The organism is Rhizobium sp. CCGE531 (assembly GCF_003627795.1).
Classification (GTDB): domain Bacteria; phylum Pseudomonadota; class Alphaproteobacteria; order Rhizobiales; family Rhizobiaceae; genus Rhizobium.
In genome coordinates this window covers 32,832-54,585 of sequence record NZ_CP032688.1, presented here as the reverse complement: position 1 = coordinate 54,585, position 21,754 = coordinate 32,832, and the positions used below count along the sequence as shown (strand labels likewise).

General features: G+C 58.3%; 24 protein-coding genes and 2 pseudogenes. 13 read left to right on the top strand and 13 right to left on the bottom strand.

What is annotated here, in order from left to right; translation table 11 throughout:
* Position 1 precedes the first annotated feature (1 nt).
* Positions 2-659 (top strand): annotated as a pseudogene (gene dhaL, locus CCGE531_RS32970) (dihydroxyacetone kinase subunit DhaL).
* Here the strand turns inward: dhaL and CCGE531_RS35130 are convergent.
* A pseudogene (locus tag CCGE531_RS35130) lies at positions 646-792 on the bottom strand (metallophosphoesterase); the annotation flags it as partial. The pseudogenes dhaL and CCGE531_RS35130 sit on opposite strands and share 14 nt — an antisense overlap.
* A 729-nt stretch (positions 793-1,521) precedes the next feature.
* Here CCGE531_RS35130 and CCGE531_RS32955 point away from each other — a divergent pair.
* The 3 genes from CCGE531_RS32955 to CCGE531_RS32945 all read left to right on the top strand — a co-directional run bounded on the left by CCGE531_RS32955 (position 1,522) and on the right by CCGE531_RS32945 (position 5,010).
* The gene (locus CCGE531_RS32955) at positions 1,522-3,129 is read left to right on the top strand and encodes a hypothetical protein (protein ID WP_120671070.1); all 1,608 of its coding nucleotides are present in this window, start codon (positions 1,522-1,524) and stop codon (positions 3,127-3,129) included.
* Positions 3,119-4,126: a dienelactone hydrolase-related enzyme gene (locus CCGE531_RS32950; protein WP_120671069.1), complete on the top strand. Its 1,008-nt coding sequence runs from the start codon at positions 3,119-3,121 to the stop codon at positions 4,124-4,126. The genes CCGE531_RS32955 and CCGE531_RS32950 overlap by 11 nt, the downstream gene beginning before the upstream one ends.
* Before the next feature lie 302 nt (positions 4,127-4,428).
* Complete coding sequence (locus CCGE531_RS32945; RefSeq protein WP_120671068.1) at positions 4,429-5,010, top strand: hypothetical protein; 582 nt, start codon at positions 4,429-4,431, stop codon at positions 5,008-5,010.
* Between the two features lie 67 nt (positions 5,011-5,077).
* On the opposite strand, the gene CCGE531_RS32940 is transcribed toward CCGE531_RS32945, so the two are convergent.
* From CCGE531_RS32940 to CCGE531_RS32920, 5 genes are all read right to left on the bottom strand, one after another.
* Complete coding sequence (locus CCGE531_RS32940) at positions 5,078-7,081, bottom strand: relaxase/mobilization nuclease domain-containing protein (RefSeq protein WP_245459629.1); 2,004 nt, start codon at positions 7,079-7,081, stop codon at positions 5,078-5,080.
* The gene (locus CCGE531_RS32935; RefSeq protein ID WP_120671066.1) at positions 7,056-7,448 is read right to left on the bottom strand and encodes a hypothetical protein; all 393 of its coding nucleotides are present in this window, start codon (positions 7,446-7,448) and stop codon (positions 7,056-7,058) included. The genes CCGE531_RS32940 and CCGE531_RS32935 overlap by 26 nt, the downstream gene beginning before the upstream one ends.
* Positions 7,449-7,452: 4 nt before the next feature.
* The gene (locus CCGE531_RS32930; RefSeq protein ID WP_120671065.1) at positions 7,453-7,851 is read right to left on the bottom strand and encodes a hypothetical protein; all 399 of its coding nucleotides are present in this window, start codon (positions 7,849-7,851) and stop codon (positions 7,453-7,455) included.
* A gap of 3 nt (positions 7,852-7,854) precedes the next feature.
* Positions 7,855-8,604, bottom strand: a complete 750-nt coding sequence (locus tag CCGE531_RS32925; protein ID WP_245459628.1) for a ParA family protein — start codon at positions 8,602-8,604, stop codon at positions 7,855-7,857.
* Positions 8,605-8,710: 106 nt separating this feature from the next.
* Complete coding sequence (locus CCGE531_RS32920) at positions 8,711-9,109, bottom strand: hypothetical protein (protein WP_120671247.1); 399 nt, start codon at positions 9,107-9,109, stop codon at positions 8,711-8,713.
* 129 nt (positions 9,110-9,238) lie between these two features.
* On the opposite strand from CCGE531_RS32920, the gene CCGE531_RS32915 reads away from it, so the two are divergent.
* Genes CCGE531_RS32915 through CCGE531_RS32895 form a run of 6 tightly spaced genes read left to right on the top strand, consistent with a single transcriptional unit; the run spans position 9,239 to position 12,187 of the window.
* Positions 9,239-9,931: a thermonuclease family protein gene (locus CCGE531_RS32915; protein WP_120671064.1), complete on the top strand. Its 693-nt coding sequence runs from the start codon at positions 9,239-9,241 to the stop codon at positions 9,929-9,931.
* Between the two features lie 17 nt (positions 9,932-9,948).
* Positions 9,949-10,575, top strand: a complete 627-nt coding sequence (locus CCGE531_RS32910; RefSeq protein ID WP_120671063.1) for a thermonuclease family protein — start codon at positions 9,949-9,951, stop codon at positions 10,573-10,575.
* The gene (locus tag CCGE531_RS32905) at positions 10,572-11,168 is read left to right on the top strand and encodes a nuclease (RefSeq protein ID WP_120671062.1); all 597 of its coding nucleotides are present in this window, start codon (positions 10,572-10,574) and stop codon (positions 11,166-11,168) included. The genes CCGE531_RS32910 and CCGE531_RS32905 overlap by 4 nt, the downstream gene beginning before the upstream one ends.
* Positions 11,169-11,193: 25 nt before the next feature.
* Positions 11,194-11,508 carry a hypothetical protein gene (locus CCGE531_RS32900; protein ID WP_120671061.1) on the top strand — a complete coding sequence of 105 codons (315 nt, stop codon included), beginning with the start codon at positions 11,194-11,196 and terminating at the stop codon, positions 11,506-11,508.
* 8 nt (positions 11,509-11,516) lie between these two features.
* Positions 11,517-11,642, top strand: a complete 126-nt coding sequence (locus CCGE531_RS35280) for a hypothetical protein (RefSeq protein WP_281024492.1) — start codon at positions 11,517-11,519, stop codon at positions 11,640-11,642.
* Positions 11,642-12,187: a hypothetical protein gene (locus CCGE531_RS32895; protein ID WP_120671060.1), complete on the top strand. Its 546-nt coding sequence runs from the start codon at positions 11,642-11,644 to the stop codon at positions 12,185-12,187. The genes CCGE531_RS35280 and CCGE531_RS32895 overlap by 1 nt, the downstream gene beginning before the upstream one ends.
* A 33-nt stretch (positions 12,188-12,220) precedes the next feature.
* Here the strand turns inward: CCGE531_RS32895 and CCGE531_RS32890 are convergent, their stop codons facing one another.
* Entirely contained in the window at positions 12,221-12,562 is a 342-nt protein-coding gene (locus CCGE531_RS32890; RefSeq protein ID WP_049730571.1) for a helix-turn-helix domain-containing protein, read from the bottom strand.
* A 33-nt stretch (positions 12,563-12,595) separates the two neighbouring features.
* On the opposite strand from CCGE531_RS32890, the gene CCGE531_RS32885 reads away from it, so the two are divergent.
* The 3 genes from CCGE531_RS32885 to CCGE531_RS32875 are packed head-to-tail and all read left to right on the top strand — an operon-like array spanning position 12,596 to position 14,642.
* The gene (locus tag CCGE531_RS32885) at positions 12,596-12,946 is read left to right on the top strand and encodes a hypothetical protein (protein ID WP_120671059.1); all 351 of its coding nucleotides are present in this window, start codon (positions 12,596-12,598) and stop codon (positions 12,944-12,946) included.
* Positions 12,947-12,959: 13 nt separating this feature from the next.
* Positions 12,960-13,247, top strand: coding sequence for a hypothetical protein (locus CCGE531_RS32880; RefSeq protein ID WP_120671058.1), 288 nt, complete (start codon positions 12,960-12,962; stop codon positions 13,245-13,247).
* Between the two features lie 9 nt (positions 13,248-13,256).
* Positions 13,257-14,642 (top strand): hypothetical protein, encoded by a 1,386-nt coding sequence (locus tag CCGE531_RS32875; protein WP_120671057.1) that lies wholly within the window; start codon positions 13,257-13,259, stop codon positions 14,640-14,642.
* Here the strand turns inward: CCGE531_RS32875 and CCGE531_RS32870 are convergent, their stop codons facing one another.
* The 6 genes from CCGE531_RS32870 to CCGE531_RS32845 form a co-directional block, all read right to left on the bottom strand.
* The gene (locus CCGE531_RS32870) at positions 14,643-15,014 is read right to left on the bottom strand and encodes a hypothetical protein (RefSeq protein WP_120671056.1); all 372 of its coding nucleotides are present in this window, start codon (positions 15,012-15,014) and stop codon (positions 14,643-14,645) included.
* Positions 15,015-15,088: 74 nt separating this feature from the next.
* Complete coding sequence (locus CCGE531_RS32865) at positions 15,089-17,800, bottom strand: type IV secretory system conjugative DNA transfer family protein (protein ID WP_120671055.1); 2,712 nt, start codon at positions 17,798-17,800, stop codon at positions 15,089-15,091.
* Complete coding sequence (virB11, locus tag CCGE531_RS32860; protein ID WP_120671054.1) at positions 17,769-18,818, bottom strand: P-type DNA transfer ATPase VirB11; 1,050 nt, start codon at positions 18,816-18,818, stop codon at positions 17,769-17,771. Before virB11 ends, CCGE531_RS32865 begins: the two co-directional genes overlap by 32 nt.
* Positions 18,815-20,149 (bottom strand): type IV secretion system protein VirB10, encoded by a 1,335-nt coding sequence (virB10, locus tag CCGE531_RS32855; protein WP_120671053.1) that lies wholly within the window; start codon positions 20,147-20,149, stop codon positions 18,815-18,817. Before virB10 ends, virB11 begins: the two co-directional genes overlap by 4 nt.
* A gap of 10 nt (positions 20,150-20,159) precedes the next feature.
* Positions 20,160-20,993: a TrbG/VirB9 family P-type conjugative transfer protein gene (locus CCGE531_RS32850; RefSeq protein ID WP_120671052.1), complete on the bottom strand. Its 834-nt coding sequence runs from the start codon at positions 20,991-20,993 to the stop codon at positions 20,160-20,162.
* On the bottom strand, positions 20,990-21,724 hold the full coding sequence (locus CCGE531_RS32845) for a type IV secretion system protein (protein ID WP_120671051.1): 735 nt from the start codon (positions 21,722-21,724) through the stop codon (positions 20,990-20,992). The genes CCGE531_RS32850 and CCGE531_RS32845 overlap by 4 nt, the downstream gene beginning before the upstream one ends.
* Positions 21,725-21,754: the final 30 nt, after the last annotated feature.

The window sequence follows — 21,754 nt, the reverse complement described above, 5'->3', positions numbered from 1 at the left end:
AATGCAAACATTGAAAAACGCGGCAGCCGGCGACATCGTTCTCTCCATGGCGAGCGCGATCATCGATAAACGCTAGCTACCTCAGCGAGATCGACGGCAAGATCGGCGACGGTGACCACGGAATCAATATGGCCAAGGGCTTCGGACTTATGGCCGATCGGATCCGCGGCAAGGAGTTGTCGCTCGCAAAAGCGCTTGAGACGCTCGGAACAGTACTGATGACCGAGATTGGCGGGTCGATGGGGCCGCTTTACGGCGTGATGTTCACCGAGTTTGCCGGGCAGATCGCTAATGTGGACCAGATCGACGACAAGACGTTCAGCCGGATGTTGCATGCTGGCTTGACGGGTATACAGGAAATTGGTTCGGCCAAAGTCGGCGACAAGACGTTGCTGGACACGTTGGTGCCCGCTGTCGAAGCTTTTGACAAAGCGACAGCGGAAGGCAAATCCTTCGATCAAGCGTTGGAACTCCTCGTTGCGGCAGCGGAGACTGGCCGCGATTCGACAGTAAACTTGATTGCGCGGATCGGTCGAGCCAGCCGGCTCGGCGGAAGATCGCTTGGCGTCCTGGATGCTGGGGCGACCTCTTGCGCACTTATCCTCAGGGAGCTGTCTCAGGGGAGCCGTGATAGGCTTCAGAGTGTCACGGCTTCTTGAGCCTGATTGAGCTCCGAATGGATGCCGAGTTTAAGGCGAAGCCGATCCAGAGTGCCGATCCGTTGTTGACGTAGAGCGGCATCTCGTCGACGTCGTACCGTCTGGAGGCAAAGCCGCTGTTGAACACCGCGATAGAAATCCGGCAACATCCCTCCGTTGCGTGTGACCCGACTTCCGCGGCCATCCGGGAGTCAAATTTAGCGGACAGCTTGGATCGGCGGGGAACCATGCATTCGGTGTCCGGCCCCTCGGGCTCGCTTGCGGGGTCGGGTTCCGCAAAAACGCGAAAAGGCAGGACGCAGCGAACGTAGCGTCGTACCACCGCTTCCAGTGCTTGATGGCGACATTGCCTTATCCAGGAGGGACTGAAGCTGACGCGACGAAGAGTCTGGTTCCTCTAAAGAGCCGCTTGACGCTCTCCATCTATGCAGCGCCTTCATGCTGACGCGGCATGGCGGTTTTCGAGCGACCTGAGCGCGAAAAGATGACTTTGAGTGGCCGGCAGCCTCTAGCGGCCTTTGATAGGACATGGGTCGAAGAGAAAAGCGCTTCAACTGTCTCCCGGTGACTCTGCTGGTTTTATAAATTAGGTTATGCGATTCTTACATTGCAATCTGTGTTTGCAATCTGCAACGGCGGCCTGTTCCCCACCCCTGCGAGCGAAGCGCGCGCGTTGTGATGTTCGAAACCTTTATGCCTATTGAAACCACACGTAAATTTTACGGCTTCTCCTTTTGAGGAAAGCTTTATGCTTTATCAATCGTAAGGAGACAAATATACTCCAGGTAGATTACCTGCGTCAGGATCGCGGGGATGTGACCTCTCGGTCAATAAAAGAAACCAAATTTGAGCATTTGAGCCATTGGAAAAGAACGGGAAGATTTTTGTCCCTCCTCCGAAGGACAGACGCGATTTCAAAGAACTGTTCAAGCAGTTAGCCGCCGTGGGAGCGGGCCGGCCATTGGGTCGGGACGGGTTTCCTCAAGGCCCGTGGACGCCGGAGTTATTGGCGGAGGCGATATCACAGATCGACTCCAACCGGCTCGGCGTGGATTTGCGAACAGTCCAGCTCTGGTTTCAAGAAAACGATAAGGGAATTAGCCCTTCCAACATCCGCTGGCTCGCACGGATCTATGGCTGCGATGATCCCGAAGCAACGAGCGAATGGCTCATGGAGCTCAGCGCGGCGCAATCGCGGCTCACCTCCAAAAGGCGAGATTCAAAGAAAGCGAGCTCGGCATCGGTCATTCGTGAGGCGCCGCCGTCTGTGACCGCTGGTGATGAGATCCAACCTGCAGGCGGCCTCGCACAAGACAGTCAAGTTTCCCAAAAAAGACAAGGCTTCAACTTAGCGGAGAGATCGGAAGCGCTTTTCAGTCATGGATCCCCTTTGAACCTTCCGGCATCGATATTCGCCGGTGTTTCTGCCCTCGGGTTTTTGTCGTACATCGTCGGGATCGCCAGTATCACCTATGGGCGGCCGGACGGCGTCGTTAAGGAGGTCGGTTTTCTATGGGCGCCAAACTGGACCCTACTCTTCATGGTACTCCTGCCGCTATTTTTCGCAGTCGTGATTGAGCTGCTGGCCTTTTGGAAACAGAACGCACGATTACGCCTAGTAGCACAGGCCGATAGCTCGGAAAGCGCCAAAGCCTGGACGAGCAATGTTCGCGCTTATTCATATTCGTATTGGGCAGTTTTCCTGATCTGCATCCTGGTAGCTGGCGTTCTTCAATGGATCGGCGTGTGTGTCGTCCCCCTACTGGAGGGAAGTGACGATTACGCGATCAGCTGGGGCACGATAGCAATTGTGCAACCTGATCTCATATCGGTACCTGCGGAGATCGTATTCACCGCGCTTTCCTACCTTTACATGAGCCTTTGCTTTTATCTCTTTTTCGCGGGCCTGATTTTGCTTCATACGATTGTCCACGACTTTTGGAAAATCGAAGGAGACGTAAAGGCGCAGCCAGACGTAGAGCATCAGCGCGAACGAGCGGAAATTCGCCTTAGGATCATGCGGGGAATTTTCCGCTGCACCGTCCTTGGTGTTCTCGTCGCCGTGTGCATGAAGATCCAAAGTGCATACTTGAGCTCGAATGGAGAAGACGTCGTGACCTGGCTGATCCACGATATGTCTTCGGTCCTCGACGGCCACCCCGATGGTAGCGAAAGCTTGGTCTATCGAATGCCGACACATTACAGCAGCCTGCTTGTCGCCATTTCGGCCTGTGTCGTTTTTGTATACGGTTCTCTTCGTTTGGTTCTCGGAAAGAGGTTCCGTGTGATTTTGTGGAAGATGGCAGCGGTCGTAGGCCTGCTCTTTGCCAGCTATCTGTTGATCGATGCCTTTGACGGCTTTTCGATCTTCCTCGGCGTTAGTGTTCTACTCGCCGTATACGGCCTCTTTGATCCAGAGTTCGGGCAACGGCGAAATGCTGAATTGGAAGGCAATCAGAGTGTATCATAAGTGGCTTGATCATTGGGACGAACAGCGGGCGCAGCGTGGTGAGGAAGCGAAGAAAACGACAGCTTTCGTTCTCGACAGCTGCCTCGCTTTCCCGGGTGAGAAGAGGGTAGGAACTATCGAGGAGTTTTGTGCCCTTGCCGACCAAGCTCTGGCTGATTCAAGCTTTTATGACGAACCGAGCGAGAGCGATGATCGCTTTGAGATACAAGATGGGTGGTTGAAATTTCCTTCGGACATTTCCACGGACGTCGAAGAGAATAACTCTGTTTGGGCAAAGGTAACCGAAAGCGGCTCGCGTAGTCAGGCATTGGTGATCTTCCATCACTGGAATGCCAGCCGCCGAAATTATCAGATCGCCAAGTATTTCTCGCAGCGTGGTATTACGACGGTCGAGATCGCTATGCCCTATCACTTCGAGCGAAGCCGTCCTGGCTCGCTTTATGCCGAGGACATGCTGAGCGCGAATCTCGGCCGAACGATCCAGTCTGTAAGGCAGGCCGTATGGGACGGACGAAAGCTCATCCGCTGGCTGAAAAGCGAAGGCTATCGGGAGATCTCGGTTCTCGGCATGAGCCTTGGCTCCTGGGTTGCGGGATTGATCGCGGCACATGAACCGGCCGTAACAAAGGCGTCCTTGTTTTTGACGGCGGGTAGCCTCGCTGACATGGTTTGGACAGGCCGTGCGACCCGGGCGATACGTGATGGCCTGGAGCGTGCGATCGAGATCACCGATCTTCGTAGGGCGTGGGGTCCGCTGGATTTGGAGAACTACGCGCATAAACTGGCGCGACCCGATCTTGCTCTTCACGCGGTGATCGCGACCAGAGACAAGGTGGTGTTACCCAAACTATCGAAACACTTCATCGAAAAACTACACGAAGTCGGGGCGAGGCCAAACGTCCTGGAGCTGAACTGCGGTCATTATTCCCTCGCGATGCCCCCGTACATTTTGCTCGCAGGTTGGAGCCTGAAGCGTTTTCTGTCGCGACGAGGCTAAAGTACGAGGACCGCAAGGAATCCCGCTGATGGCCGACAAGCAGAGCGGGCCTCCCGCTCTGCTCGCTCACGCGTCCATAAAAAATTTTTTGTTCTAAATCAATGCCTTGCGCCCGGCGTTTCGTTTGGTTTCGCTAGGATTCGCATTCCATCACGCAATCTGCGGTAAGCACCGTATTAGCAAATGTCAGTTTTCAGCAAGGCGCGGCTCCAGTGGAAGCAGAGCCTTAGCGCTTATTCTGAACGGACACACATCGCAATCGACAGCGCACAGGGGAAGCTATTTCAGCTTTGAGAGTAGCTATGGATTCTGACGTATTCGACGTGCATTGCATCCGCAGGCAAGTGGGTTCAACTGGCTTGGTCATTTTCGAGCGTGACGACATCCTCCTGAGGCACAAGCCGCAGTTCGAAGACCAGACACTCGGCGATATCGATGCTGATTTCGTGGCAATGCTTCAGGACATGCGTGACCTCGATGTTCGTTTCGGGTTTATTTCCCATCATCCAGCCCCGCCATTCGACACGCGTGTCCGTATCGATAGCGCGACACTGACACGGCTGCTCGACGATCTTCTGAAGGTATCAGGCGCCCTACCCGACTTCTGGATAGACGCAGCCTATTCATCGGACCGACGGCACCAGCGTTCGCACAGCAGATCGGAACTCGATTTGATAACGAAACTGACGGGATGGTACGAAGCCGATCTCAACCGGACGGTCTTAGTGCGGAAAGCAGAAGCCCCCCTAGTCAGCCCAGACATGCCGGGTCTCACGGAAATTTTTTATCCAGGATTAAGCGCCCGCGCGCCCTCCAACACCAGCCAGCGGGCGACAGTCGGGTGGCTTAAGACGATGATCAAGCATGCCTTGGATCTAGAGTAAGCGGGTTCCTGTAGTCCAGATGAAGTCTGGTGAAGCCTTTCTCATTGATGCAGCTTCGCCTTTTCCGTTACCGACCGCGGTCCCGATCCTTTTCCTGCGGCGGACGCAGCTTGATCGATTTCGGTATCTCGCGATCGCGCTGTTGGTTTCTCTGGCGGTCCGGCCGCTTTTCAGAGCTATCATGCTCGGCATTCGAACGAGCTATGCGCGACTGATCGACAGCACGGTTGCTCGAACTCTTGTTGACGACGCCCTGCTCCGCAACATGGTCGCGTCCGGTCGCCGACTTCGTCTCAAGGCTATCCGAAGCGCGCTTATCCTTGCCAGCCTCCGTCCGATCCCGATTTTTCGCGACGCGGGAATCGAGCTGCAGCCCAACCACCTTGCCGATGATCTTTGTCGCTTGCTCGAAGATCAACCGATCAGACGGATTGGGGATCTTGGCAGCAACGCTCAAAGCGGTGTTCGCCAGCGTTTCTTTCGCCGCCCTCGCCTGCGCGGCACTAATGGGATTGGATCGTAGCATGTGCTCTTCGCCTTTCTCTCGCATGGGATCGCGGCCTTCTTGAACCGCTGTTTCGAGCCGTTGGTATTCAAGACGAAGCCCCACGGACAGATCGTGACTAAGATCGCGTGCGGTGCTGGGGGCCGATCGATCTTTTGCGATTTTCTCCAGCATCTCGATGACACGTCCGACGGACCGCTGACTCTGTTCGAGCCGGATCCGAGCATCCTGGCGCTTTGGTATGGTCGGTGTGTCACGCACCCTCGCCATGACCTTATCAACGACGTTGCCCGGAGCCGTTGCGCCCATCCGCCGGAACATCTCCCATTCCCATCGTTTCACCGGCGGTGGACCAGCTCGCTCGATGCGCTTCTGACGATCGATCGGGATACCGCGCTCTCGTGCCTTTTCGGCAAAGCGGACGCGCCATTCGGTGAAGTCACGGATGTTGGGGTTGAGGGTCTTCCCGTTGGAATTGCGTAGCGCGACGATCACATGCAGGTGTGGGTGCTTTTGAAGATCGTGCCGATTGTGGACAGCATAGGCATAACGATGCCCGGCGAATTGCTCCCGCAGAAAATCTCGGCCCGCGAGGATGAACTGGTCGCGATCCACATTCGCTGGTCCTGAGAGCAAGAGGTGCATGAAATCCCGCGGTTGCCGGGTTTGCATGAGAACCCCAACGGTCCTCCCCTCCGCGGTCAATACCTTGTGGTCCCTGGTCGTGACTTCGCGCCGCACCTCGCCGAGTTCATACCGGCCGCTCCTGCCAGGCCGCTCCTCGATGCGTGCCTTTGTAGAAAGCGTGACCTCCGCCCCTGCTCGCTGCATGGCATGCAGGGTTGCCGTCAGGCCTTTGGGTCCAGAGGAAAACTCCGCCGGATAGCGCGAAACCGGAGTAGTCCCAGCGTCCCGCAGAGCCCTGTCCAATCGATCGTCGATCGCACGCACATCCTCTATTTCCGCAGGAACCCGGTTCGCGCTGCTTCGATCCGACCTGTCTTTCTTCTCGTGAGCGATGACCAGGGCAAACTGCAGACGGGTTCCTCCCTTCACGCCTTCGCTGACGCTGAACACGTAGGTCCGATCTGTGTCGCCGGACTGACGGAAACCATCTTCCGCGAGAGAAGCAAGACCACGAGCGATATCGTCGCGGTTGGCATTCTCCAGTTCGTAGGTCAGGCGAAGAATATCCTGACTGCCATTCCGGTTGCCGAACTCCCGCTCCCAGGAGCGCACAGCCTCTCGCAGATCGGTAACCTCGCGGCCATCGTGGTCGTGCGCTTTCTCTTCCTTGCTCTGATAGGCGAGCACGTTGCGCGCTGAAGCCGCGCCCGCCCCATAAGACAAGACTTTGACGACAACCGCATTGTTGCCGGAAGCACGACTGAAAGCCGAGGCAGCGCCGGGATGTTTGCCGGCGCGCGGAACCGCCTTCGCCGACGATGGTCGCTTTGCGCCGCCGCCTCCACCGCCGCCTCGTCGCCGGAGTTCGTCTTCTATAAGCTCGAAGTAGCCCGGCAGTCGGCGGCCCTGGGACCTAGATGCGAAGCGACTTTTGGACATGTCGGTCATCATGGTTCCTGATCAAATCGGCGATAAAGGTTGAGGGCCGGACGTAGGCTGCGTCTCTGATAGCATCGAGCGCACCCATGACGTTCTCGAGCTGCTGCGCAATCGCTTTTGCGCTTGCAGCACGAACGTCTCCTCCGGAGAGGAACTCCTCGTTTCGAAATGCAAGTTCTCGCAGGAACTGGTGGATGTTTGCCAGTTGGCGATCATGTTCCTCGAGCATCGCCGGGATCTGCATCACCTCTCTGGTAACGATCAGCTTGGCGATGATGTTGACTGAGACATTCAGCCTGCGGGCAAGGGCTTCGAGATTGCTTAAAATGTGGGATGGAAGGCGGAACATCACAGCTGGCTCGCGCATCTGATCACAACCCCCTGGCCTTCAGCGCCTCGACGATTAGCCGGTGCGTCGCCGAGGAGAGCTGTTCATGCTGTTCCAACGACACACGGAATATTTTGGTCAGCACGTCGTCATCGAGGTAGAGAGAGATGCGCTTCCGCTTTGTTTCAGCGCCCGTCGAGGTACCTTGCGACGGCAACCGTCCGTGGCGGTGGTTCTTGGCTGGAATCCGCGGTTGCTGAGGCTCAACGGTTGCGACAGCTCTGTCGTCTTGTGCCTCGGAAACCTTATCCGGCATCAGCGTCTCAAGATCGATATCCGTCGGCATGTAAGACGTGGCACTCTCTTCCACGTCCTTCGCCTGGTCCTCCCTGGACCGTGCAAGGGCAAGAATATTGCCGGCGGGCGTCCGTTCCCTCGACATACGTTAGGCCGCTTCCGCCTGCAGCAGGCCGATGAATTCGTTGTTGATCTTCTTTACGAGATCGATCGCATCGAGCACGCTCTCGGATGCCCGCCGCTTTGCCGATGGGGTGAGCGAGGAATTGTTCTCGATACTGGCCAGTTTGGAATAGAGCGAACCGAAACCGGCTCCGACATCGCTGAAATGATTGCTCTTCCGGATGACCGTCTCCACCATCGGAATCCGGCCGCTCGTCAGGATCGCATGAACCTCGGGAAGTGACCTGTTGTGCTTGAGCGCGATCATGTCGATGTAATTCCAGATGGCCGCATAGGGGATCGGCCCTGCAGCGCGCTTTTTGGATATTTCCTTCAGGATCGTCGCCACCTTGATTGCTGACGTGGCAGCGGTCGGCTCCGGGATGATCGGAATGAGGACCGCATCGCACTCGTGATAAACCTCGATAGCCCGTTGATGCACGTAGCCGCCGACGTCATAGATACGGATATCCGCTTCAGGGGCGTCGGCCAGGCGGTCGCGAAACCTGTCGCCAGGTGCGACCCGCAGATGCAGCAACGTGCCGTCTGTCGGGAGCAGCCCGCGCTTCATCGAGACATTGTACCAGCGCGTTGACGACTCCTGCTCGTCGCAGTCAATCAGGAGCGTTCGATGTCCCTGCTGTGCGAACTCGGCTGCGAGATTGACGTTCAGGGTTGATTTGCCGGCACCGCCCTTGAACGTCGAGATCGCGAGGGAAAGGGGTTTCACTGCCATGGAATTCTTCACCATCTTGCATCTGTTGGGAGGAAGGGAGTTCGATGGTGGCGGCAAAAGATTGCGGACGTCTCCGCACGCTCCGAACGAACCCACCCTGCCCTCGTCATGCCCGAAGTTTGGCTTGTAGCTCTTCCTGCCGCCGAGCGGCGATCAGATCCTCGTTCAGCCGTGTCATTTCGCGTTCACGATTTGCATCCGCAACCAGATCCCTGCCCGGCCAAAAGCGAAGGATTGGTAAAAAAAGCAGTGCGAAGAATGTGATCGTGGCCGCTTTGAACCAGGACGAATGAGCGTAGAGATCAGCTGCCCATTGCCACAGCGCTTGCGTCCATTCTGTGGGGAGAAACGCATATGAAAATACCAGCGCGACGCCGCAAGCGACGAACGACGCAAAAAACAGGCCCACGGCCGACACTATGATAAAATTGGCGCTCAACACGACGAACCACGCCGCCCGAAACGGGAAGACAACGACCTTAAGTGACTGCCTGAACGCTGACATCCGCTCTTCTCCACGTGCGATTTTCGGTGCCTGGAAGAGACATACTCCAATCCGCATGCTTTTTCCAGACTTGCACTGCAGTATAATTTCGTGCATGGTCGAAAAAGTCGAAACAAGACGGATGCGGACGTGAAGAATGGCGCATGGCGGCTCGATCGCCTCCTCTCCTACACCCTCGTCAACATCCTCATCGAGCTGCCCCAGGCTGCTGCGGCCGACGCCGATACCGATACCGCTGCGGACTTCGTCCAGTACTACCAACGCGCCTACGCGCAGGGGCGCGATCTGATACCGGCGCCAATCCCGCCGCTCGACACATCCTCGATTGCAACGCGGCTCGACCTGCAGACCATCAGACCTCAAAGTGCCCTTACCGGCACTGGGTTCGTCGCGCTCGATGGGACGATTGTCAAACTGGCCGGCGTTCAGGGCTGCCTTTCGACAGAAGCAGTAGAGTTCACTGGGTTGCGGACGACATGCGCGATGGTCTCGCTTGCCGGAATGACAGCGACCCTCAATGAGGCAGAGGTAGGTGCGGGCAACGCATTTCCCTGTCATGTCTTCGGAAATGCGCCTGGAACGCCCACGGTCCACTATGCCGAGTGCTTCTTTGTCGAAGATGGCGCGGTCCGATCGCTTTCAGAAACGCTCATCAGCAGAGGACTGGCGTTTGCTGCCCGTGATGGTGCCGAGCGTCCTGTTTTTCCGGAATACGCAAAAGCCGAGGAGCAGGCTCGCCGGGACAAGGCGGGGATTTGGGCGAACGCCTATTTCGTCCATCCCTACGGCGCTCGCTATCGTGCCAATCTATCAACGAACTGATGCGGGTGAGATCACTCATGCTGATTTCCACGATCACAGTGTCCGGCTTTTATGCAGCGATGAACATCATGCCGATGCTTGCACAAGCCGACGTAACGCCGATAGCCTCTGCACCGGTCGTCCGAGTTCAGGCCTCTGAACAAGAGTTGCCCGCCACTGGCGCGCGCGACGACGATCAGTCCAAATTCCTTCCCTTTCCTTCACAGGCGCAATTCGAAACCGGCGACACCTGGATTTCCGGCGGCCGGCGGTATCGCCTCTACGGCCTGCAATCGTGCCTCCGAGGAACCAATATAACGGTATCTGCCGGCGTCGTGCGCGACTGCGGGGAGCTAGACCTCATCATGGTGCAAGCATTGATCCGGGACACCCGACCTGTCTGCGCCACCATCAGAGATCTCGACCAGAACAATGCGGTCGTGGCGTGCCAGACAACCACCGGCCAACACCGCTACGATCTGGCGACCTATATGATCGCTCAGGGATGGGGATTTGCCGCAGTCGACGGGGCGGGCCGTTTGATCGTCCCTGGATATAGGACGGCTGAGGAGGCGGCGCGATCCGCACGCGCCGGGCTTTGGGCGTATCCTGACATGCCGCATCCGGTTTCGTTGCTCTCGCAGCAGGCGAGGACCCAACGATGAAAGTCGTGACCGTTTCGATGATGCTGTTCATGGCGATACCAGCGGCGTCGCTCGCACAAAGTCGACCAGCCGATGTGCCCCGCCAGATCTACGGCATGGTTCAGGTCGTTGATGCAACGACTTTCGAATTCGTGAAGAGCCGACAGGTCGTCCGTCTGGCCGGCTACGAGGCGCCCCGCCTGGAGCAGACCGCGACGAGCGCTGGGGTAGGATGGCCTGCCGGTCAGGTGTCACGTGCATGGATGATCCTTCGGACGCTTGGCCAAAACGTCAACTGCGGGCCGATCGGACGCGACGCCAGCCGAGTGTTGATCGCCCACTGCTTCGTCGGAGAGACCAATCTGGCAGCGACAGCAATTGCCGAAGGCATCGGCTATGCGTTCAACTACCCGGGCGAGCCTCAGGTGCCTGCCTATTTCGACATCGAAAGAAAAGCCAGGGGTCTGGGGTATGGAGTCTGGTCGTCACCCGACCTGCTTCCGCCCTGGCTATACGATGCTTCGGTGGCGAAGGCAGACACGTCGGACCGCAGGGTGCCGGAATCCGAACCGGGACTGCCGTTGCCGCTGCCTGTCAATCAAACAACGCGCTAAGTTGAACAACCTGCCTGGAGGCTGAATGAAACGTGTTCTCGAAACCCTTGCCGTAGCAATGGCCTTGCTTGCGTCTGTTCCGGTTGCAGCCAGCGCGCAAAATGCTGGTTCGCCCAACCAGATCGAACAGCGAGACCCCGATCACTGCGGTGTCGCCGGCGCCGGATGTGATCCGGCGGACGTGCAGCAATGGAAGGCTGTTGGCAATAGGCTTGCCGACCTGTCGTCGGCAGACCTTAGCCAGTACGCCTACGCCTGCGCGCGTCATCCGGAATGGAAAAAAGACTGCCAAATCGATCCCGCAATCATTCTGAAGCGCCTGGGAATTGAAGGATATTGAGACTGCCGATGAGCAAGTCGGACAATGTCCTCGCCATTGCCGAAATGGCCTTCCTCGTCGGGACGGCCGGCCCTTTCCTTCGGGGATCGGTGGCACCTGGAGGCAAATTCAAGAATTGGATGGAGGCGGAGTAATGAGACGATTTTCAATCGTGGTCGCGGCGCTGGCCGCTGGGAGCTTCACCATATGGATCCCTGATGCGATGGCCGAAGACGCCTCTTGGGGTTGTCAGGTGCTCCTATGTGCTGCATCGCAGAATCCCTCATGGCATGGCGTTCCCTATTGCGTTCCGCCCATGACGAGGCTGATCGCCGCCATGAAGAAACCCGGATTTGATTGGCCTATCTGCCACGAGGCAAATGCGGGCAAGCCAGGCCGCGAGGATTTCGAGGAATGCCCGGCCGGCACGACAGTCGGCTACAGCTCACAGGGCGACAATGGATGGAGAGGTGAGCCGGACCAGTGCATCAAGACAGTCGATGTCTGCCGCTCGCCGAACCTGCGTTCAGATGCAACGAAGCTGCCCGGTCAAACCATTCGTCGCAGCTTCGGAAAAGACGACACCGGCTGCGTCCAGCAGATTGCCACTCCGCGCCCGCGACGCGCCGACCCCTATTTCTTCGACATACCCAACACCACGGGCGTCAAGGAGCGGTTCTGGTTCAACCTAAATCATTAGCCGCGCGTTTTCGATCTGCCCGGAGTGCCGAGGTCAGGCGGCGGGCTCCGCTGTCCTCTTTTTCTTTCCCCGCCGCGATCTCAACGCTGCGACGCGAGGAAGATCGTCTTCGGTGACTTTCAGCAGATCTTCGATAACGACTTTCCACTCGCGCTGCATCTTGTCGAGGGTCGAAAGTTTCACGTCACGCATGCAGCGCGTGACTTGCGACATGTAGGCTTCCGATACACCGAGTTGCTCGGCCAAATCCTTGTTGGTAACGCGACGCCTAGCTTTCAGACGGCCAATACCGACGGCCAGTCTTTCCTGAAACGACAGCGATGTGAGGATCGACTTGTCCAGTTCTACGTCGGCATCGACCTTCACACGTGGCATCGGACGAATACCCCGCGTTCGGTTGATAGCGACATGCCGGGACAGGACGCGTCATTCCTTGGAAAAGCGTCGTCGCTGCGGCGCCTGTTTATCAACATGTTCGAAAATAAATCAATCATTGCGGATCCGACGGCGACAGATGATCAACGTAACCATGCCTATAACTCTTTGTTGCCCATCGTTGTCGTTGGGACGTTCACAAGCTCGTTACCTCTCTACACCGTCAGTCAACAATGCAGCAAGCGGTCCTGGATTGCAGGCGGCTTCGAACTGCGCCCTTCGATCGGCGTCGCGATGATGTCGGACGACACGGCTTGCACTTGCGCACAACAATTCCATTGCCGAACAATTATACTGCAGTTAAAGTCTTTTCGTCACGCTTGATCGGAGGATTCGGATGGCATCGTTCACGACGTCCAGCTATCGATTTGACCTGACGCGTCTCGCCGTCGCGCTTTTCATCCTCGGACTGATTTTCATCACGGCCCGCCTGTCGATCGGCGACAGCCTGACGGTTGGTTACGTTATGCTGATCCCGGTGTACGTTTTTTTGTCGGCCGTTCTCGAGGACGCGCGGCTCGTAAAACACAGCCGCGTCCATGCGTGGGCAGAGACATTGGCAGCTTTAAGCGCCTCAGCGGCTTGCGGATATACAGGCTACCAACTCTGGATATCAGGGCACTAAGACGTCGGCATGCGGATCGTTGTTCGCAATAGCCCTGCCCACGGTCTCGCCACACTCGAAGAATGCGAGGCAGTTGCCCTGCGCGCATGGTATGGCAACGCTGCTTCCAGTGAAGACGAGGCCATCGCCCTATCCGTCATCAAGCGCTCTCGGTTGATGGACGGTTGGATCGAATGCGACTGCCTGCCCGGCCGACACCAGCCCCTTCTTGCCCCGATTCAACAGGAACACACATACACCCTACGGCGCCTGCTGCCGAAAGACGAAGATCCCGGGCGGCATGAAGAGCGCCCAAACCATGCACATGCCTGCCCGTTCCATGTCGACAAGGATACCGCGCCCTCTCGCTTCGATCGCGGCTATGATCTTCGCCCGTTGCCGAAGTCGGAACGAAGCTACATCGATGCGCTCCCAGCCATTCCCGACCGACTTGCCGACGTCTCCGCCGCAGACCGGATCCGATCGGTCGAGCGAAACGATCGGCCCTCCCGGCTTGGATCAATCCTCTGGAGGGTGCTCGATAAAGCCGGCACCAATGTCATTCCGCCGCTGCAGGATGAGCGGGATTTCAGCCTCGGAGATCAGCTTGCAAGGCTACGCTCCGCGGCGCGTGAGTTTCGGGTGCTGCGCACCTGGACGCTCAACGCGTTGATGTCGACATGGGCGGCCGACTACCGTGATCCAGACAGCCGTTGGCAGCGGTTGCTCTCAACCTCGCGCCCAGACTGGCCCGAGACTGTACGTCGAACCGGCTTCATGGCGCTGTTTGCGACAAGCGTTTCGACACAGACAATCATGCCGGCATCCTCGGCGCGCAAGATCGATATCCTGGCGAAAGTGCGCCAGCCGCTTCGTGGCGATCCAGCCAGCCGCGGACCGTTCCTGACACTGTTGAATGTGGATTTTGGAGACGATGACGATGGGCCGGCCCGAGCGGTCCAAGCCTATGCACAGCCCGTCTACAATGGCGACACCCTGTTTCCGGTGGAATCGGGATTTGAGCGGGACGTCACCCATCTCCTGTTCTGGCTGCAACAGTCACTGTTTGAGGCCGCACCAGAACTTCGTATCGAGATCACCAAACCACTCTTCGCCTCCGACACACCCATTGGTCCATGCCGGCCAGATTTCATCTTGAACGTCAGCTATGGAGCAAGCCATTCCTTAAACCTTATCATCGAAGCCTTTGGAATGGAGAGCGACGAGTATCGTCAGGCGAAGGAGGTGATGTTGCCGCGAGCTAAGTATCTCGGACCGCTTTTTGGAATTTTTCCGAACGACCTGGCTGCGGCGAACGCGGCGGACACTGCCCGGCGTCTGCAGTCGTGGGTTATCGATCAGGTGCGACACGCCGGAAATCTTTCCAACCTATCTGGCGGTGGACATACGTCGTAGCTATCCGTCATCGACGTCGGAACTGGAGCTATCTCCCGCGTTCTCTAATTGAGCTTCCCGCAGTTCGGCACCCGCTGCTTGGAGCAAGGCCTCTTGAATGTTCGCGAGCGCAGAAGCCGAGCACGTTCCAAACATGCGGGAGACCAGTTCGGCGGCGAGGTCGGCAATCGACGGCGTCAGTCTTTCCGCAGCGGTGTCGCCCACCTCGCTTCTCACAGTGATGAGCGCGTTAACGGCAAGCGTCCGCCTCTCCATCTCGCGCTCTTTCACCATCAACCAGAAACCTGGGTCAGCCTTTGCCGCGGAGACGATCTGCTGGATACTCCGAGGATCTGAAAAATCCACTTTCGAAAAGTGTTTGATCTCGCCCATGATATTGCTCTCCTCAAAAAAAGGCGCGGCGCTTCTTGCCTCGCCGGTTTGAATCGCTGGTGAGGGAAACGCGCCTATTCGCCCGGCTCATCGGGTTGCTCGACGTCCTCGCCCAACGGATCGCGCGCCACCCTCGCGAACTGATGCAGGTAATCCAGTGAACTCGTCTCCGTCAGGCGGTTCGATAAGGTCCCGATCAGCAGGTCGACATCCGAATTGAGGTCGGTTGGTTCGAGTGCGAGCTCGTCGGCCTGTTCGAAGATCGCATCGTTCAAGGTCCGCAAGTCGCTTCCGAACGCTTCCCTGACCTCCTGCCGTTTGAGGACGCCTGGTTCCGCAGGACCAGAGACGGCATGATCCGTGGAGTGGTTGGCACCTTGGCGTCGACGGCTGATGCGCGCGGGAGGTCCAGAATATGAGTTATCCGTAAGCCTCTGCTCGTCGATTTTAAGATCGGCGTCGGGAGCACCTTCGGGAGCATGCCGGTCCGGTGCGCGGTCCTGTCGGCGCCTTCCCACAGGTTCCGATGCAGGTTCTTTTCGTCGCTGCTTTTGCTCCGCTGCGGATGAACCATCGTCGCCGCCCCCAACCTCGCGCGTTTCATCCAGGTCGAGCCGATCGCGAAGCTCATCGAGGGAGGAGATATAGACATGGCGAACACCGTCTTTGACGATGAAGCGTGCGTCGTTGGCTTGCCACGACCGTGTGCCGGCCGCGTGGCCGCGATGGCCGATTGTCGATTCGACCGGCTCCATGCGTGGTCGCGACACTGGCCCGAATTTGCGCACTTTGGCGAACATCCGCTCGCCGCCAGAATCGAGCTTCATGATCCGCATCAGCGGCATGCCGGTTACCTGCAGGATTGCTTCCTCGGGTTTCATCATCATCAGCGTGTTGACGGGAAGCAGGTCGACCGAGACCGGCACCTTCGAAATCGATCTTTGGCGGCGTCCGTGGCGATGGGAATAGGAAGACTGCTCGACCCATTCCGTCGTCTTGCCGGCTGCGATGGAGACCGCAGTCGCGTCCTCCTGGTTCTGGAAGTTCATGAACAGCTTGATCGTCGATGCGCCCATGAGGATCTTCTGGCCGGAACGCTGGTACAGGCGCTCGAGCTGCGCACCATCCTGGAGAATGAACACAAAGCGCACGCCGTTCTTGCGGATCAGCGGCGCGAGCGTCAGCACCGTATCGATGCGGCCGCCATTGCCGAACTCGTCGAGCATCATCAGCACCTCGTGCTCGCCGTTGCGCAACGGACCCAACTGAGCAAGCTTGTCGGCCATCTGCTGGATGAACATCGAGATCAATCTTTCGTAGATCTGCATAGCGTTCCAATCCGCCTGGATGTAGACCACCATCTTGCGCTTTCTGATGGTGTCGATCGGGATTGACGTGATCGAGGTCAGCGCTTCGACCAGCGGGTTCTGCAAGAAGTTGAGTTTGGCGACGATCTCCGCTGCTATCCCCTCCCCGAGCTTTTCGTGGCGGCCGGCGAACTTGGTCAGCTGCATACGGGTCTGGTCGGAAAGGACCGCCTCGTAATTTTCCAGCAGTTGCACGATCGCCTTGCGCTCGTCGGACATGGAATTGAGAATGCGGTACAGTTCGCTGAGCGACTTACGCGTGTCCGGGCATTCGAGCACAAACCCCAGCATCGCCGTCAGTAGGATCCGGGCACTCTCCTCCCAGAAGTCGGAAGAGTCGGACCGCAGGCGTTCCGGCAACAGCATCTGCGTCAGCTTCTGCAGGTCGGTGATCCGCTGGTTCGGCTCGGTGCTGATCAGATCGAGCGGGTTATAGCCGTCGGTGAATTTCGAGCCGGGCGCCAGAAGAAATACCTCGTAGCCCTTGTTCTTCAGGTATCCCGACGTTTCCTCGAACAGCTCGCCGCTCATATCGAGGACCATTTGCGACCCTTCGAAACTCATCATCGTCGGGATGACGAAGCCTCGCGACTTGCCTTGCCCCGGCGAGCCGATGACCATGACGTGCTGGTCGCCGTCGTTGCGCAGCAGAAGCCCTTGCTTCAGACCGAGGACGATGCCGCGCTTGTCGCGCAGACGAAAATCGGCGGCATCCTTCAGGGTCGCCAGACGCGCCCTTCCCATGATCATCCGCTGGCGACGCTGGATCGCCGCGCCGATCGGAAATCCAACTAGAGCGCCGGCGGCGGCAAGACCGGCAAGTGCGGCGAGCACCGTCTGCCGGGAAGGCTTCTGATAGGTCCCGGCCGTGTCGGTCGCACCGAAAGGCGCCTGATACATCGCGGCCAGATGATTACTATAGTAGCCGGCGATCTCGGCGTGTTCGCCGGCTTTGGTGGCCACGAGATAAAATGCCACGCCATAGACGATCACGCCGGCATAAGCAGCCGCGAAGACGAGAGCCGTATGCACGATCAGGCTGAACATCGAGCGGACATGCAAAAGGTAGAGGATCTTGCGCGAAAGAGCCCTGCCTCCCTTCAGCATCCAGAGGCTGAGCAGGAGAAACAGGAATGGCGCGGCAAGCGCGAAAGCCAGCAGCGACAATCCGGCGGTGTTGCGCGTGTGAATGATCGACCATGTATAGCGGAGAGCGTCGACGAAGCGCACCTGCCCGACATAGTCGAAGTAGGAGGCCGATCCAAAGGAGGAGATATAGGCGTCGTAGATCAGCGTGAAAAATATAAGCCAAAGCAGGACCGCGCAAAACAGCGCGACCGGCAAGGTCATCAGCGAGGCACGCTGCAGGACAGTCCATTTTGGGCGGTCAGTCTCCGCTGACGTGAATACGCTTGCCATCTTTGTCCACCTCATCGGCAAAGTAGATCTCGCTGACGCCGCGGCCGCCGGCGGCATCGCTCTTCTTCAACTGCACCACGATCGGGATGATCGAACGGATATATCGAATGATATCGTCGCGCTCCATGCGGACATTGCTGTTGAGCACCAGCGTGGACAGGCGGTTGAACGCATGGTGCGGCGAGTTCGCATGGATGGTCGACATCGATCCGGGATGGCCGGTGTTGATCGCGTTCAGGAAATCGAACGCCTCGTCGCCGCGCAGCTCGCCCATGAAGATCCTGTCCGGCCTGAGCCGTAGCGCGGTGGCCAGCAGATCAGTCATGGTGACCCTGGCCTCCCCTTGGCCTCCCTTCGAGACCAGCAGCGACACGACATTTTCCTGTCGCGGTTCGAGTTCCTCCGTATCCTGCATCAGGATGAAGCGTTCCTGGTTTGGAATGGAAGTCAGCATGGTGTTGAGAAACGTCGTCTTGCCGGTGGATGTCCCACCGGAAATCAGCATACTGCGATGATTGACGGCCGCGAGTTCCAGGAAAGCGCGAATCTTGCCGGCGCGGAGCAGCGTTGAAAGCTCGATATCCAATTCATCGATATAGTCATCGCCAGTAACCTTCGTGAAGCGAAACGCGCCGGCATTCTCGTAGTCGTTGAGGTCGAACCGACGAATGAACTGCTTGCGGATCGAGAATGCATGCCCCGTCGCCGACGTTGGACTAAGGACGAACTGCACGCGCTCGCCGCCTGTCAGTGTCGCCGACAATAGCGGGTTCTCAGCGTTGACGGTCTGCTTGGTAAAAGACGCCGCGCGAGACGCCATGTGGCGGATTGCGTCCTGGTCCAGGCCGTCGACCTGTTGGCTGACCATGCTGAGCTGGCCGATCTTCTCGAGCCAGATCTCGTTGCTGCGCTGGCAGGAAATCTCGACGACTGCAGGATCGTCGAGAAAGGCCCGGATCGGTTCCAGCGCCTCGGCCAGAAAATGCCGCTCGGCGGAGATTGCGGGACGTGCGTTCATTTGCCGTATCTCTGCTTGCGCAAGCTCTCGAACCGCTCGCGAACCGGATCAGGATAAAGGTCTGCGAAGTCGAGGTCGCGTGTGACGAAGACGTTGATGTCGGAGCCCTGCGGGATGTGGATGGTCGGCCGGATATTGCGGCTGTCCTGGAAGGCTTCCGTGCCCAGCTGTTGAATGCCGGAAGCTATGGTCTCGGCGGCGATTTGCCGGGCGCGATCCTGTGACGTGTCGCCATTGTCCTGCGGGATACTGGTAACACTGCCACTGTCGTTGACGATGGTGATATTCCGGTCGGGCTTCTGGCCGAGCTGGGCGATATATTGCGTGGCGCCGCCGATCAGCGTCATCAGAGCCGGCGGTCCGAACCGTTCCCAATATTTCCGGTCGACGACACCCGTCATGCCCGAGCGGCCAAGCCGGTCTGTGCCGTAGGAGCCAAGCTGCACCGAGACACCGTCACCGCGGATCATGCGGGTCCAGACGATCAGGATACGCTCCTGCCCCCGTTCGACCCCGGACTTGTAGTCGCCGATCAGCGAGGAACCGGCCGGGATAAGAATTCGACGGCCGTCAAAGGAATAGACGTCTTCGCGGACAATCCCTTTGACCATGCCGGCGAGGTCGGAATTGATCGCTGTCTCCAGCGTTCCCCGGATCATCGTGCCCTGGGGGATCCAGGCGTCGGTGCGGCGGTTCTGCGAGGCGACAGAGACTTCCACGCCTTGCCCGCCCATCGCCTTCAAGAACGCGCGGTCACCATCGGTAGCATTGCCATCCGTCGCCGCGCTCGGCTGCGCCCCCGATCCAACCCCTGACCCGAACGGTCCGGCACTCGTGCTATCGGCGGACGCTTGGGCCGCACCGACCGTCTTATTCGATTGGTCGAAAACCATGGCCGACGAACGTACGCGCTCCATAAGCTTTGCCTCCCGCGCGAGTTCGATGCAGCGCGGGTTGTCAGGGTTCTTGCCTCGCGTGCAATCGACTTCCGCCGGGGGTGCCACGGGAGCAGCGGCGGGAACGACAGGCGCGGGCGGTGGCGGAGGTGGCGGCGGGGGAGCCTCTGGGACTTCAACCGTTGGAAGCGGCGGAGGCGCCGGCGTCCTGAAGCCTTCACTGCGCGGCACCTGCGCGGGGCGAAATTCTTCGCGCGGCAACGTGTCGACCGCCGGCTCCCTCTCTCCGCCCGCCAGGAGGAAATACAGGACCACGCCCACGCCCACGATCGCTGCAACGACAGCGATCGGCCGCATCATGCCGATGCCAGACCGTCTGACCTGTCCGCCGATGGCGGTATCGTTGTCGATCGAGTGGTAGCTGGGATCTGACATGGCGCACCTCCTATCGTGATTGGGATTGCTGGTTGGCGGCTCCGGCTCCAATCCGCTTGGGAGCAACTGCACCTTCGATGGGCGCCGGGGTGTCGGCGGGAGACGTCCGGAGATTGAACAGGCAGGTCTCCTCCTCGGTCCCAAAGCGCAGGGACCACTGCCGCGAGACCTTGTCGATGACGATATAGTCCGCCTCCCGACGGTAGTTCACGAGGCTCTCGCGCCGCTTGGGGTCGACAATGAAGATCGCCGGGATGTCTCCGGTGAACTTCATGAAGGTCTTCACCCCATCGTCGAAGGCCCATAGGGGCTTGGCGGCATCGTTGCCCTTGAAGCCATAGTCGTAATTGACCTTGTCGCGACGAATGTTCTTGATATTCGGATTACGCTCGGCATCCTGAGCCTGTTTCCAGAGCTCGGCAGTTCCTTTCAAGCCGGCATCTTCCGGATAGGTGAATGTCAGCTTGAAGGTCTGGTTCTGCATCGCCTTGCTGTCGTTGACGCGCAGATCGAAGGAATAGGTTCGCTTCGTGGTCACAACCGACAAATTTGTCGCCGCGTCCTTCTCCATCGGCTTCAATGTCAACGAACGCCTGTCGGCCGAGGTAAGGATCTGCCAGGAGACGGTGTCGCCCGCGACGACCTGTGTGATCTCCTCGTCAGTACCGAAGAGAATGGTCGTGACCAGCCCATAGGTGCCAGTGACGAGAAATACCTGCTCGGCGGAATACGGCAGTGACCGGACGCGCGGGTCAAGCCGGCCCGGCCGTGCCAGGAGCTCGCCATGAACGACTGCTGGGGTCATGAGCAGAACGAGGAAAAATGCGGCGGCGCATCTCTTCATGGGGCGAGCCCCGAAGGCATTGTCTCTGGTACCTTCACATATTCGGTAACGACAAAGCCGAGCGGATTGTAAAGCCGGACCCTGTTGCTGGCCGGCAGATTGATCTGGCGATAACGTACTGTTGCAGACCACCGATTGACGACGTCACCGCCACGTTGGCGCTCCCGTGTCTCGAACCGGACGGCCATGGTCGAGGCATTGAGCGGATTGACCGAGAGGATCTCCGGACGGATGTCACCGGTGGCGCCCATGGTTTTCACGGGCCCTCGTGGGTTGGACGGGTTCATCCACTCCTCGTAGTCCTTGAAAGCTTCCGAGTTCGGCTCCGACCACAGCGCGATCATGTCGAAATTGTCCGACAGATAGCGCGGATCGTAGGTCTCCCGCCGTATGACGTAATTGCCGACGAAGGAGGCCCGAACGGCCTGCATTTCCGAGACGCTCGACCGATCTTTGTCGAGCGACGTCACGGTTTCCATGTATCCCGTGTTCTTGTCGACGATGAGAGGAACGACCTCGGTGCGGACAAGGGGGAAAAGCTGGGCCACCGAAAAAGAAAGCACGCCGGCGACGACCCAGCCGGCAACGGCGAAGGCCAACAGGATGAGACCAATCAAGGTCTTGAGTGAGCGGTTCTTTTCTCCCCAAGACAAATGCTGATCGTAGATATCCTGGGGGCCGGGGACATGATCGGCCGGGGCGGCCCTCAATTGCTTTCTGAACAATGCCAAGTTTTAAACCTCGAATTCGTGGGCGTCAAA